The 14,276-nt window shown below is 43.7% G+C and carries 13 protein-coding genes; 9 read left to right on the top strand and 4 right to left on the bottom strand.

Annotated features, from left to right (window positions below; all coding sequences use genetic code 11):
* Positions 1–1,018 precede the first annotated feature (1,018 nt).
* The 4 genes from ACYQ28_RS17500 to ACYQ28_RS17485 all read right to left on the bottom strand — a co-directional run bounded on the left by ACYQ28_RS17500 (position 1,019) and on the right by ACYQ28_RS17485 (position 4,412).
* Entirely contained in the window at positions 1,019–1,717 is a 699-nt protein-coding gene (locus ACYQ28_RS17500) for an OmpA family protein (RefSeq protein ID WP_460052166.1), read from the bottom strand.
* 196 nt (positions 1,718–1,913) lie between these two features.
* A complete protein-coding gene (rpsT, locus tag ACYQ28_RS17495) occupies positions 1,914–2,186 on the bottom strand; it encodes a 30S ribosomal protein S20 (protein ID WP_460052167.1) in 273 nt (90 codons plus the stop codon).
* 198 nt (positions 2,187–2,384) lie between these two features.
* Positions 2,385–2,783, bottom strand: coding sequence for a hypothetical protein (locus ACYQ28_RS17490; RefSeq protein ID WP_460052169.1), 399 nt, complete (start codon positions 2,781–2,783; stop codon positions 2,385–2,387).
* Between the two features lie 1,317 nt (positions 2,784–4,100).
* Positions 4,101–4,412, bottom strand: a complete 312-nt coding sequence (locus tag ACYQ28_RS17485; RefSeq protein ID WP_460052170.1) for a YebG family protein — start codon at positions 4,410–4,412, stop codon at positions 4,101–4,103.
* 206 nt (positions 4,413–4,618) lie between these two features.
* On the opposite strand from ACYQ28_RS17485, the gene murJ reads away from it, so the two are divergent.
* The 9 genes from murJ to pilV all read left to right on the top strand — a co-directional run bounded on the left by murJ (position 4,619) and on the right by pilV (position 14,274).
* Positions 4,619–6,223 (top strand): murein biosynthesis integral membrane protein MurJ, encoded by a 1,605-nt coding sequence (murJ, locus tag ACYQ28_RS17480; protein ID WP_460052171.1) that lies wholly within the window; start codon positions 4,619–4,621, stop codon positions 6,221–6,223.
* A gap of 77 nt (positions 6,224–6,300) precedes the next feature.
* Entirely contained in the window at positions 6,301–7,269 is a 969-nt protein-coding gene (gene ribF, locus ACYQ28_RS17475; protein WP_460052172.1) for a bifunctional riboflavin kinase/FAD synthetase, read from the top strand.
* Between the two features lie 95 nt (positions 7,270–7,364).
* Positions 7,365–10,163, top strand: coding sequence for an isoleucine--tRNA ligase (gene ileS / locus ACYQ28_RS17470; protein WP_460052174.1), 2,799 nt, complete (start codon positions 7,365–7,367; stop codon positions 10,161–10,163).
* 40 nt (positions 10,164–10,203) lie between these two features.
* Positions 10,204–10,722, top strand: coding sequence for a signal peptidase II (gene lspA / locus ACYQ28_RS17465; protein WP_460052175.1), 519 nt, complete (start codon positions 10,204–10,206; stop codon positions 10,720–10,722).
* A gap of 8 nt (positions 10,723–10,730) precedes the next feature.
* Positions 10,731–11,180: an FKBP-type peptidyl-prolyl cis-trans isomerase gene (locus tag ACYQ28_RS17460; protein WP_460052177.1), complete on the top strand. Its 450-nt coding sequence runs from the start codon at positions 10,731–10,733 to the stop codon at positions 11,178–11,180.
* A gap of 45 nt (positions 11,181–11,225) precedes the next feature.
* A complete protein-coding gene (gene ispH / locus ACYQ28_RS17455) occupies positions 11,226–12,164 on the top strand; it encodes a 4-hydroxy-3-methylbut-2-enyl diphosphate reductase (protein ID WP_460052178.1) in 939 nt (312 codons plus the stop codon).
* Between the two features lie 258 nt (positions 12,165–12,422).
* Entirely contained in the window at positions 12,423–12,920 is a 498-nt protein-coding gene (locus tag ACYQ28_RS17450; protein ID WP_460052179.1) for a type IV pilin protein, read from the top strand.
* 328 nt (positions 12,921–13,248) lie between these two features.
* A complete protein-coding gene (locus tag ACYQ28_RS17445) occupies positions 13,249–13,764 on the top strand; it encodes a GspH/FimT family pseudopilin (protein WP_460052181.1) in 516 nt (171 codons plus the stop codon).
* A gap of 24 nt (positions 13,765–13,788) precedes the next feature.
* Entirely contained in the window at positions 13,789–14,274 is a 486-nt protein-coding gene (pilV, locus tag ACYQ28_RS17440) for a type IV pilus modification protein PilV (RefSeq protein ID WP_460052182.1), read from the top strand.
* Positions 14,275–14,276: the final 2 nt, after the last annotated feature.

Raw genomic sequence — 14,276 nt, 5'->3', positions numbered from 1 at the left:
ACGATGCATCGCCGATGGTAGTGTGGGGTCTCCCCATGTGAGAGTAGGTCATCGTCAAGCTCTTAACTCTAAAAGGGTCATCCTAACGGATGGCCCTTTTTTTATGCCTTCTTAAAAACAATCTATATACCCTTCAAAAATAACTCGCTAAATTAAAACTCTCATCTACTAGTTAGATTACTCAGAATAGTTAGCTATTTTTGGTTAGCCCAGCGTTAATGCGATCGCTCTAGAATCCTTAAAAGAGTCTTTCGAGCGTCTCGATGTTATTGGAATTGGCTGTAGAGAGTTTTTCTCAAGAATGTCCAATCATCTATCTCTGTGGCTCTGGTTCTATTACTAGTGGCCTATCTCTGTTTAAGTCTATTCGTTTTGTTAAACGCCGCTATGACTTGCTAGTTTCAGTCTTTTTTAACCACAGCTCCCGGGAATTTAAATGTTGCGACTAAAATCGATTACAATTTGCCGGCAACTTACCTTTATTAAATGAAAATGAGGAGGTCAATGTTGCCAGAAAATGAATGATAATGGCGGCAATAATTTATTCGTATTTGAAGTTCGGGTATTACTCATACTCATACTCATACTCATACTCCATTAGCGATCAATGCAATCCTCTCGTTATATAATTGCAGTAATTAATTACGATAAATCGGCTTCGGATTTATTTCTGCTATTAAACAACGCAAATGTATTTCTAGTAATAATGGCAAAGATTGATCGGTGAGAACCGCGCGAATTGACGGTTGCTTGTATGCTATGAATACGTCGTTATTTCCGGCCATAATTACTTACTGCGTTTGAAACTTGATTAATTAAATGGTTTTGCTATTTATTAGATTTCTTCTAACAAGTGGCGGGCTTTATCTGAAATATTTAATTAACTCTGACTGGCGATATTTCCGTATAAGTACATTCCACCAGATACGGATTTGGGTACAAAAAAGCCCGGCGAACCGGGCAAAGTTATGGCGAGTGATTAAGTAGAGATGAAATAAAGGTGTTATGAAAAGGCGCTTTAAAAGCGAGATACAAAGTTATTGCTTGTATTGGTTAAAAAGTCGATGTCTACACGGCGCTCAAGAGCGTAAGCTTCGCGGTCACCTTTTTGGGCTTGGGAGAAATTTGAGCCTTCGCCGCGAGTGATAATTCGAGATTCTTTTACACCCATCACCAATAATTTATCTTTCACCGACTTCGCACGATATTGCGAAAGAACATTGTTGTAGTCGTCGTTACCACGTGGATCGGTATGGCCAACCAGTTCGATATTGATATCGGGGTTTTCCATCAGCACTTCCGCAATGGCATCTACAACGCCTTCAGCATCTGTGTTTAGCTGGTCCGAATTGGTGCTGAAGAACACGCGCATTGGCAGTGTTTCTAGTTGTAGCTTGTAAGGCTCTGGTTGGCTGTTTTGGTCTACCAATAAAGCTTGGTTCACGGCGAGTTCCTCTTCTAAATAAGCGATTTCAGATGTTGCGGCTTTAAGGGATGCAGTAGATTCATCCGCTCTTTTTATCTCATCGCCAAGATACGCTCCTGCAAGTGAGCCGATAACAAAGCCTACAGGTCCTCCGACAATGGTGCCAACAATGGTTGATGTCGCAAAGGTGGCTCCTTGTTTTGCTTCGGTAGCGGTGGTTGCTGCTAACGATTGCGTGGCGCCAGTTACAAGTGCAAGTGAAAGAGTAGAAAGTGCGATTAGTTTTTTCATGTCCGTTTCCCGTGAATTTAAAAATCTGTGTGTTTTGTTTCGATAGGGTTATTAAACACAGGGAAGTAGGCTTCGGAATGGGTGCTTTAGGGCGAGTCAGCGATAGAATGTGGCAGAATATGGCAATTGCAGATTATTACGGGCGTAAAAAAAGCCGCATGAGCGGCTTCTTTTGTTGTTTGACGACAAGCTAATCTTAAGCAGCGGTGCTTAATGCTTTAACTTGAGCGTTCAAACGGCTCTTGTGACGAGCAGCTTTATTCTTATGAATAATGCCTTTATCTGCAATTCGATCGATTACAGGTACTGCAGCCGTATACGCTGCTTTAGCTGCTTCTTGGTCACCGGCTGCAATGGCTGCATTAACTTTTTTAATATAAGTACGCACCATTGAGCGCAGGCTGGCGTTATGCTTACGCGCTTTGTCGTTTTGGCGAGCACGTTTTTTTGCTTGAGGTGAATTTGCCACCGTGTTGCTCCTGTGAATGGGCTGTTAAAACTAAGGACGCAGCATTATGCGTTTTTTTTAGTCTGTGTCAATTCGAATTTTAGAGATTTTTCTAATTATAGATAGATATCTCATCTTGCTTAGTTAGATTGAGCGCTTCACATAGGAAGTCGGCCATTCCTGTATCGTGAAGGTATCTAATAGCTCGATGATGGGTATCTATTGAAAAGCTGAGCGTGGCTTCGGGACTAGGTTTATGGCCAGCATACGTGGCTCAAGAAGCTGTGCCTGCTCCAGTTTTTGTGCAAGTCCACTTGGATAGGTATCCGGTAGTCTCGACTCTAAAACTAAATCATCATTAGTCTCGTATTGGAGACGCTTATCAGCGCGATCAGTTTCAATTCGGCTGCGACAGCCGATTTCTTCAATCGCCATTGCTAAGCGTTTAGCGTAGGTTTTGTCCAGTCCCTGTTTCAGAATGTTTACCTTGCCTGAAAACAGATTTTTCAGCTGGCTACCGTTTCTCACGCCAAAACGATCTGCAAACGCCATCATGGCCGCTTCACGATTTTTGCCTGGGAAGGTTTCACCCCAAAAAACAACTTTATAAGTATCCATAGTGCTTACTGCTTTGTTAGCTACCAAAAACATAAATACATCAATAAATGACGGAGTCAGAGTGGACCTGGTATCTAATCCATTAGAACTTTGTCCATTTTCATAAGATAGGTTTGCATCTGAACTTAAGCGAGACCATAAGTGTGAGTTTTAGAGTTAACTCATACATGTCTTATATCGGATAAGTGCAGTTACTTTGTGATTAGTCTCTTTTCGGTAATTATATAACTGTTTAAACAATATGCAAAAGTGTGAACTACTTAATAGCTTTAAATTAAATGTTAAATTTTGTTTTCTTGTTCAAGAATAAGTAAATGCTAATGTTAAGACTTGTTGTGCAAAATAATTCTGATCAGTATCTCTGATACTCATCCGTAATTTAATCAAGGAGTAGTAATTAAAAATGTAATTTCCAATTCTTTAACCATTTCAATTATTTATCGTTCCTGAAATTGGAGAGGCTTGCCAGTGTCGCTGGAAACTTTTGATTGATTAGAGCTTACTATATTTTTTTGGTGGATTTTTGTAGTCGGTTTTTTTTGGATTGTTCGATCAAATAAATCTTATTGGTTTGATCATTCCAGATTGAGATTGATAAACAAGGATTCGATTCAATGATGATATTACGAGTGAATTTCTATAAATAGCAAATCACTATAATTGTATCAAAAGAATTACTTAAATTAGGAGTTAAGAGAGAAGAGCAAAAAACTGAAAATTAGATGAATCTAATTTGTTAAATAGAAGTTTTGAATATAACAGTAAGATTCTCGATGTCGGCACTATTTCAATAAATGTGGATTATTAAAATTAGCGGTTCGTAATAAAAATATTGTTTAATCTTGTAATTAATTCGGGTTTGATTAAATTTATCCAAGGTGCAAACAAGGGATACGTTAAAAGAATTTTTAACTCATCTAATGAATGCTTGAACCTAAATAAAGGAACCTCTAACTCATCCAATAAATTAATCAAAAGACAAAAATTGACAATGCAATTTCCAATTTCCTCACAATTTCAATCGCCTACCGCTCTTGAAATTGGCAATAAGTCCTTGTGTCGATGGAAGCTCTGGGGCAATTAGAGTTTCCAAAAGTTTTTAGCATGAAATTAAAATTACGATCGCCGTCCTTGGCGATCTCAAACCAACATCCTGTCGGTAACATTAAAGGCTAGCAAAGAAGACTAACCCGAGAGGGGGTAATTCGCATAAATATTGGAGTCCTTTCCAAACGATATCCCTGATTTCTTAACCATCGAAAGTGATTTTCGATTGGTATAGCTCAAATTTTAAAGTGAAGACACGCCACTCAATTTTTAAAGTGAAGACACGCCACTCAATGAAGTTACATTGCTGTCAGTTTTTGTGGCTGAAGATGATGAATCTTCAAATTTTTCCAACAGTGCGTCAGGTTTGCCTTTGCATGCTTTTACGAGTAGTTCTCGTCGTTTTGCGAGTAGCAAACCAATTTTTTCGGCTGAATCTTCGTCTAATCCAGGGACTTCCTGTTCAATTAGCGTTGTAATGTTTGCAGCAAGCTCTAGCATGCTGTCGTGTTCTTCTGCATCTTTTTTGTTGTCGAACATAGCGCCATCTCGATCACATTTCCAAACTGCTACAACAGCCATTTTCTTCCCCTTCTATAAGTACTGTATGTGTGTACAGTATTTTATTTTTGTCTGCAGGTCAACCAGTTTTAATGAGCGTTATGCATACAAAATAGTTAACGAGCTTGCCGAAGGTCTGAATTTCATAGCTCGACATTCGGTCACTTGCATCTCAACACAGTAAAATCAGGTACACTGCCCAAAATTTCTGCCTAGGAATTCGCTGCTTGGAAAAATTACCACCTGAAAAAAATTCATCGTTACAAGAAGCTTCTGGAAAAAAAAGTCTGTTTCGCTCAAGTTCTATCGTCGGCTCAATGACCATGTCGTCACGTATTTTGGGATTGATTCGCGACGTATGTTTTGCGCGGTTTGTGGGTGCCGAGGCGGGGGCAGATGCCTTCTATGTGGCATTTAAGATTCCCAATTTTTTTCGCCGGTTATTTGCTGAGGGGGCGTTTTCTCAGGCATTTGTGCCGGTTCTGAGTGAATACCGTACTAAAGGCAGTTCGCAGGCCGTCAAGCTTCTCATAGATCACGTCTGTGGTGCTCTGGGATCAGTCCTGTTGCTCTTTACTGTATTGGCCGTTTTGGGCGCGCCTGTGGTTGCAACACTCTTTGCTCCTGGATTCGTGAACGATGAAGTTAAATTCGATCTGGCGACCGATCTTTTGCGAATTACGTTTCCTTATTTGTTTTTGATTTCCATGACAGGCTTTGCTGGAGCCGTGCTCAACAGTTATGACCGTTTTGCGATTCCCGCACTGACTCCGATTTGGTTGAATATCTGTTTGATTGGCGCTGCGCTTTTTGCTGCTCCTTATTTCTCGCAGCCTGCTTACGCGCTGGCTTGGGGTGTTTTGATTGCTGGTGTTGTGCAGTTGCTGTTTCAATTGCCTTTTCTGGCACAACTGCAACTCATGCCAAAGCCGAAGGTTAATTTCCGCCACGAAGGGGTTATTCAGGTACTTTCATTGATGGCACCGGCAATCTTTGGTGTTTCAGTAAGTCAGCTAAATCTACTTCTCGATACCGTGCTAGCGTCTTTCTTACCAACGGGAAGTGTTTCTTGGTTGTACTATTCTGATCGATTATCAGAGCTGCCCTTGGGCGTTTTTGCAGTGGCGATAGGTACGGTTATTTTGCCGAATTTATCGCGTTTACACGCCAGTGAAGATCCTGGCCGATTCAGTGCGACCCTTGACTGGGCACTCAGAATGATTGTGATGATTGCAGTGCCCGCTGCGCTAGCGTTGATTCTCTTAGCCGAGCCTATTCTCAGCACATTGTTTTTATACGGTAAAACGACCGCTTTCGATATTGAAATGTCGACGTGGAGCCTTCGTGCTTATGCGTTGGGATTAGTCGCATTCATGCTTATTAAAGTGCTAGCGCCGGGTTTTTATGCGCGCCAAGATATGAAAACGCCAGTGAAAATAGGCATTAAAGCCATGATTGCTAACATGGTTTTTAATGTGGTGTTTGTGGTGCCGTTGTATTTTTATTTAAATTTAGGCCACGTTGGTCTTGCCTTGGCGACTTCTGTTTCGGCTTTCTTGAATGCAGGTTGGTTACTTCACGAGTTGAAAAAGCGCGAGGTTTATCAGCCAGAGCCGGTATGGAAGAGAATGTTCTTTACGCAAGCGGTTGCTAATGGTGTTATGGCACTTTTGCTGGTCTTAATTCTCACACAAGTACCTTCTTGGATTGAAATTAATGCCGCTCAACGATGTTTGTGGTTACTGCTTCTTTGCGTTGTTGGTGGTGGCAGTTATCTATTGAGTTTATACGCCTGCGGAATTAGGGCGAAAGACCTCCGACCTTCTCGCTAGTTAAGGAAAATGCCACACAACTTAAAAGTCATCGGTTATAATCACCGCCCTTTTTAACCCCGATGCTGGACGAGTCTGTGGCCGAGACCCAAATTAATCATGCACCCAAGTTGATCCGAGGACTGCACAACATCCGTGATATTCACCACGGTAGTGTCGTTACCCTAGGTTCGTTCGATGGTGTGCATCTCGGCCATCAAAGAGTTATAAAGCAATTGAAAGACAAGGCCGCTGAATATAGTGTGCCGTCGGTTGCAGTAATATTTGAGCCTCAGCCAATGGAGTTTTTATCGCCGCAGGCGGCTCCGGCTCGAATCATGAGGTTTCGCGAAAAAGTCAGAGCGCTGCTTGATGCCGGAATAGACCGAGTTTGTTGTTTGGAGTTTAACAATAAGCTCAGCTCGCTTTCGGCCCAAGAATTTTGTGAAAAAATTCTCGTACATGGCTTGGGAGCTCGATTTGTTGTCATTGGCGATGACTTTCGCTTTGGGCAAGACCGCCAAGGGGATTTTGAGTTTCTTCAAGCACAAGGTACCAAGTGGGGCTTTGGCGTTGCTGATACCAACACGCTGGAACAAAACGGCGAAAGAATTAGTAGTACTCGTATTCGTCATCTTTTAGCCGAAGCTGACTTTGACGGGGCAAGACACTTATTAGGCAAACCGTTCACTATGAGTGGCCGGGTGGGTTATGGCAATCAGCTGGGGCGTAAACTCGGACTACCCACCGCGAACCTAGCCATCCGGCGTTATAAAACTCCCGTCCGCGGTGTGTTTGCCGCTCACGTTACACTTCCTAGTGGTGAGGTTTTACCCGCGGTGGCGAATGTCGGCGTACGGCCTACGGTTGACGGTATTGCAAAACCGATACTTGAGGCCCATGTATTAAACTTTGCGGGTGATCTTTACGGACAAATGTTAACGGTAGAGTTTTGCAAAAAGCTTCGCGATGAATCCAAGTTCGAATCTATTACTGCCCTACAGCAGCAAATTTTAAAGGATATCGAACAGGCTAAAGATTATTTTAAAGAAAACTCGTTATTTTAGAGAAAACCCAAAGTAGCTAAGTAGTTTCTTGTGTGTACCCAAAGACCTGTACATATTGGAACCTTTGAATTTTATCCCACGACTTCTGTGTTGTTATGACTGATTACAAAAAAACTCTTAATCTTCCGCAAACCAGTTTTGCGATGAAAGCTAATCTTGCTCAGCGTGAGCCAGAGTTTGTTAAACGTTGGCAGAAAGAAGGTACCTACGAAAAAATTCGTAACTCCCGTGCGGGTCGAGAAAAATTCATACTTCACGATGGCCCGCCCTATGCAAACGGCGACATCCACTTGGGTCATGCAGTTAATAAAATCCTGAAAGACATCATTGTTAAATCGAAGACTTTATCTGGTTATGACTCACCCTACGTTCCGGGTTGGGATTGCCATGGCTTACCCATTGAACATCGCGTTGAGAAAAAAATTGGCAAGGCCGGTGTTAAGGTCGATTTCAAAGCTTTCCGACAACAGTGTCGTGATTACGCAGCTAAGCAAGTAGAAGGTCAAAAGAAAGACTTTATTCGTTTGGGTGTACTTGGCGAGTGGAACAACCCCTACCTCACCATGGATAAGCAATACGAAGCTGACATTATTCGCGCACTTGGAAAAATCATCGAAAACGGCCATTTGCAAAAAGGTTTCAAGCCTGTTTACTGGTCCGTTGTGGGTGGCTCCGCGTTAGCCGAAGCTGAGGTCGAATATCAGGATAAAACCTCGTTTTCCATTGATGTTAAATTTGCTGTGGTTGACCAATCTGCTCTAAAAGCCGTGTTTGGCGCTGAGCAAACCTCAGAAACAGCTTACGTAGTTATTTGGACAACAACGCCTTGGACTCTTCCTGCCAACCAAGCCGTTAGCTTGAACGCTGAATTAGATTACGCCCTAGTGGTTGCTGGCGATGAAAGCTACGTGTTAGCCGAAGCGCTTGTTGAGTCGGTAATGCAGCGCTCTAACATTGAAGATTACAGCATTGTGGGTCGCGCCAAAGGCAGTGATCTTGAGCACTTGAAGCTTCAACATCCATTTTACGACCGACAAGTTCCAGTGATTTTGGGTGATCATGTCACTACAGACGCTGGTACCGGTTGTGTTCATACTGCTCCCGATCACGGCGGTGAAGACTTTGCTGTGTCGCAAAAATACGGCATCGAAACGCTTAACTATTTGGATGATTCCGGTATCTATCGCGCGAATGTTGAAATCTTCGCCGGTGAGCATGTTTATAAGGTCGACGAAAAAGTCATCGACGTATTAAAAGAACATAACGCGCTTTTGTGTGAAGGCAAAATTGTTCACAGCTTCCCGCATTGCTGGCGTACCAAAACTCCGCTGATTTTCCGAGCGACGCCGCAATGGTTCGTCAGCCTCACCAAAAATAATCTGCAATCTAAAGTAATGAACTGCATCGATGATGTGCAGTGGATTCCGGGTTGGGGTAAGGCTCGTATTGAATCAATGCTGGCAAACAGCCCAGACTGGTGTATTTCTCGCCAACGTACTTGGGGTGCGCCCATCGCACTGTTTGTACATAAAGAAACCCAAGAATTGCATCCAAAAACGCCAGAACTTATCGAAGAAGTGGCTAAGCTGGTTGAGAAAGATGGCATGGATGCTTGGTTCGATCTTGAGCCTAGCGCCCTGTTGGGTGACGAGGCCAACGACTATCAAAAAGTTACCGACACGCTAGATGTCTGGTTCGATTCTGGTGTTTCTCACTATGCCGTGGTTAGTCGCAGAGAGAATTTAAGCTTTCCGGCAGATTTGTATTTAGAAGGTTCTGATCAACATCGTGGTTGGTTCCAATCTTCTTTAAAAACCAGTTTGGCTATCAATGAAGCACCTCCCTATAAAGCAGTGTTAACCCACGGCTTCTTGGTGGATTCCAACGGCCACAAACTTTCTAAATCTGGCGACAACGCAATTCCTCCGCAAGAAGTGCTTCAGGAGTTGGGTGCAGACGTTTTACGTCTTTGGGTTTGTGCAACAGACTTCAGTGGTGAGATGAGTGCGTCTAAAGAAATTCTAAAACGCACGGCCGACTCTTATCGCCGTATTCGTAATACCGCCAGATTCTTATTGAGCAACATTCCTGATTTTGATCCGGCTAAAGATTTATTAAGTACTGATCAACTCTTATCGTTGGATGCTTGGGCTGTGGCAAGAACTGCACAGCTGCAAACTGAATTGCGCAAAGATTACGACAGTTATCAATTGCACCTGCTGTATCAGAAGTTGCATAACTTCTGTAGCGTAGAGCTGGGTGGTTTTTACCTCGATATTATTAAAGACCGCTTGTACACAACCGCCGCCGATAGCTTGGCGCGCCGTTCTGCACAAACCGCGGTGTACTGGATTGTCGAAGCCTTGGTTCGCTGGATTGCACCGGTATTGAGTTTTACCGCCGAAGAAATTTGGGCGGCCTTGCCAGCGGTGGAAAACAGAGACGACACGGTATTTACCGCTGAGTGGTTAGAGCTGCCGCAAATTGATGCGGATATGAGTTACTGGAAAACCATTTCTAACGTAAAAACTGCGGTTAACAAGGTGCTTGAAGAAGAGCGTAATGCCGGTGTAGTTGGTGGTGGTTTGACCGCTAGCGTGACGCTTTACGCAGAAGGTGAAATCTTTGAAGCAATTAATAAGCTCGAAGAAGAGCTTCGTTTCGTATTGATCACCTCGGCAGCTTCTATTTTACCCTTATCAGAAGCCGCCAATAATGCGAAAGATACCGATATCAAAGGTTTGAAAGTCTTGGTCAGCAAGGCTTCCGGTGAAAAATGTGTGCGCTGTTATCACGTTTTAGAAGACGTTGGCAGCAATTCAGAACACCCAGAGATTTGTCCTCGCTGTGTAACCAATATCGATGGACAAGGTGAAGTGCGTAAGTTTGCCTAGACATTTTCTAGTCACGCAAACGGCAATATAGAGGCAAATTTTGTTTAATTTATCGAAGGCTACAATCGCTTGGTATTTGATTGCTTTAGCGGTAATTTTGGTTGATCAAGTTAGTAAGTATTTAGCAACTGCTAGTTTGGAGATGCATACGCCAATAATATTTACGTCCTTTTTCAACTTTACGCTCATGTACAACGAAGGCGCAGCTTTCAGTTTTCTAAGTGACGCAGGCGGTTGGCAAAGGTATCTGTTTTCAGGTCTTGCTGGGGCGGTGAGTATAGGTTTGGTTATTTGGCTGGCAAGAATTCCGTCGTATAAACGTTGGGAGCCAATTGCTTTAGCTCTTGTACTTGGGGGCGCCATTGGTAACCTCTACGATCGAGTTGTTCTCGGCCATGTTGTCGATTTTATTGTCGTTCATTATCAAGATCATTACTGGCCTGCATTTAATATTGCCGATTCTGCGATTTCAGTTGGCGCTATAATGCTGGTAATTGACGCTTTTTTTGGCAAAAAAAAATCCGGTGAGATGGCTTCTGAGAACTTAGACAAACAGTGATGACAACTATGACAGATTTAACAATTGGTCCCGGTACCCGAGTCACGCTTCATTTCTCTTTGAAATTAGAAAATGGAGACGTTGTTGATACAACTTTTGGCGGCGAACCAGCCACTTTTGAGGTGGGTGACGGCAATCTTTTAGAAGGCTTTGAGCGCGCGCTCTTTGGAATGACCTGTGGTAACAAAGAGACCTTGGTTATTAAGCCCGAAAACGGGTTTGGTCAGCGTAATCCGCAAAATATTCAAGAAATTCCTCGCTCGGAATTTGATCCAGGCATTGAAATGTCAGAGGGTTTGGTACTTTCTTTCGCCGATGCAGCAAACACCGAACTGCCGGGAGTGGTGAGCAGTTTTGATGAGCAGACGGTAAAGGTCGATTTTAATCACCCTCTATCTGGACGTGATATCCACTTTGAAGTGGAAATCATTGATGTTGCACCGGTTACCACTCATTAACGAACTCACGTTTTCTCTTTTTTGATGTAGGGAAGTTTTCAACCTATGGACATAAAACTTGCTAACCCCAGAGGGTTTTGCGCCGGTGTTGATCGTGCTATCGATATCGTGAATCGAGCTTTAGATGTATTCGGCGCACCAATTTATGTCCGTCATGAGGTGGTTCATAACAAATTTGTGGTTGATTCTTTGCGCGATCGCGGAGCAGTATTTGTCGACGAGCTGGATCAAGTGCCGGATTCTTCGTTAGTAATCTTCAGTGCTCACGGTGTGTCAAAAACTGTTCAGCAAGAGGCTCAACGCAGAGGTTTAAAGGTCTTCGATGCGACCTGTCCGTTAGTGACCAAGGTTCATATGGAGGTTTTGCGTTTCAGCCGCAACGGCCAAGAGTGCATTCTAATCGGCCACAATGGCCATCCCGAAGTTGAGGGTACTATGGGTCAATACGATCATAGCTCCGGCGGTGAAATGTATTTGGTCGAAAACGAAGGCGATGTCGAAAACCTTCTAAGTAAGGTTCGTGATCCCAACAATCTTTCCTACGTGACCCAAACTACCCTGTCCGTTGACGATACCGCACGTGTTATTGATGCACTGCGCGCAGTATTTCCCAAAATTAGCGGTCCTCGTAAAGACGACATTTGTTATGCCACCCAAAATCGTCAAGATGCTGTACGCCAGCTAGCACTGGAGTGCGATCTGGTTTTGGTGGTTGGATCTGTTAACTCCTCTAACTCGAATCGTCTGCGAGAATTAGCCGAACGCTGTGGCACCAAAGCATTTCTGCTGGATAACGCCGATGCTATCGAAGCCGATTGGCTTAAAGGAGTTTCTACCATTGGCCTTACCGCGGGTGCGTCTGCGCCAGAAGTCTTGGTAAAGGGTGTTGTTGATCGATTGGTGGCGATGGGGGCGAGCTTACCGGTGGAAATAGACGGACAAGAAGAAAATGTTCGTTTCACATTGCCGGTAGAGTTGCGCTGAATTTAATTTCTAGCTCTTGATTGGCATCACTTTTCGTTTGTTAAAAATTTTCTAGAATATTCGCTCATCCAGAATTTGTTCCGTTTGTCTGCGTTTGTCAGCGCTAGTCTGAGTTGAGCTAGTGTAAAAGAGACTTCGTCTAATCTTAATGTTAGAAATAGTCTTGAAGGTTAGAAATAGTCTTGATGGAACATCTGTCGTATCGACTCTAGGTTCGCAGAACAACACGTCTCTAGAATTAACTTATTGGAAAGGTCCATGAGCATAAATACCACCCAACGCGGTTTTACTTTAATCGAGGTAATTATCGTTGTTGCCATCATCGGAATTCTGGCTTCTATTGCTTTTCCGGCTTATCAAAGTCAGGTTGATAAAGGTTATCGCTCCGATGCGCAAGGTGCTTTAACTGCCTTCGCTCAAGCTATGGAGCGTTATTACACGGCTAACGGGACCTACGTAGGTGCAGAGGTTGGCGGTGATCCAGCCGGTGCAGAAATAGCCTTTGGCGATGCGCCTGTTGCACCACGTATTTTCTCTCAACAGGTACCGTTAAACGGCGGTGCAGCGGTTTATGATCTGGTTATCGCAGAAGCTACCGCAACCGGTTACACCATATACGCTCGACCACTAGCCGGAGCGCGCATGACCGGCGACGGTCTTTTCGCCATTCGCGGCAACGGTCGTCGCGGTTGGGATAGAAATGACAACAATGACCCATTTGAAGCGGGTGAAACCTGCTGGGAACAAGAGTGTTGATTAAGATAGTATTGATTTAGGTGGTGTTGATTTAGATGGTTTTAATCTAAATTTTCTCAGGAAACCGTTCAGGTTTTTCAGCATGTTCGGCGCATTTTTAAGCTTGAGATGCGCAATACTTCTTCGATGTTTGCAAAAATAAAGTCCGAAGAATGTGTGAATAATGTTTTTTTTCACACATTCTATGGCGATTTCCTCACAGTTTTTTTAGCTCTCAAATCTTAGTCTCCCATTGATTCTGCTGACAATACCGCTGGTCAGTCGTCGGATGCTGTCAAACATAAGTTTATCTATTATCCCTTAAAAGAATTTCATTAAAGGCTCTAAAGTGAAAGATAACTCTGGATTCACCTTAATTGAGTTGTTGGTAGCCGTAGCTATCTTGGCAATTCTAGTTGCCTTCGCCATTCCCAATTTTACCGACACAACCGCTCGCAGTCGTTTGGCAGCTAACGCTAATGAAGTGCTTGGCGCCATCCAGCTTGCTAGAGCGGAGGCGCTGCGTCGCAACGGTGCTGTGTCATTAGCACCTCTTGACGGTGCAGATTGGTCAAACGGATTTGCAGTGTATATAGACGCCGGTGGTACGGCCAACGCCTATGATGATGGTGAAGAGATTCGTATTTTTGAGAACTTTGGTCGCGGCACAACCATCGCGACTGTGGGCGCTTCAACCAATATCATTTTTGATAGCCGCGGTTTTGCCAACTCTAATGGAGCCGGTGCTGCGCCTTCGGAAGAAGCGCTTCGAATTTGTGATGATCGTCCAGCAGAAGTGGGGCGTTTAGTTAATTTACTGGTATCTGGCGCCACTTGGGTGGCAGATGCAAACGACTGTAACTAGTGAGTTTAAAGAGTTGTGAAGTGTATGCGTACTTCGAATAAAAGCTCCCAAAAGGGCATTACCTTAATCGAAATTCTGGTAACCGTTATTATTCTGGCGATCGGTTTTTTAGGTCTAGCCAGCGTTCAGCTACTGGGAACTCGCAATATTTCCTCTAGTAATTATCGTTCTCTAGCAACCATTTATGCCCATGATATTGTTGAGCGCATGAGATCAAACCAAACCGGCGTTGATTTTGGTGCTTATAACAATACCAACAGTGAAGACGGCGTTGATCCCGGCTGTTCACCTTGTTCACCAGCCGAGTTGGCGCAGCTTGATCTGTTCCAGTGGAATACTCTGATGACCTCTAACCCGGTTCAAGGCGGCTTACCTAATGGCAACGGAACCATTGATTATTCGGATGCGACCGAGCAATTTACTGTGACAATCACGTGGTCTGAAAACACCATAGATGATGCCGGGCCGGGGTTACAGGATCAGACTTACCAACTTGTTGTGCGACTTTGAAG

The sequence above is a fragment of the Sessilibacter sp. MAH1 genome (assembly GCF_054658315.1).
This window is presented reverse-complemented; position numbering and strand designations above follow the sequence as displayed.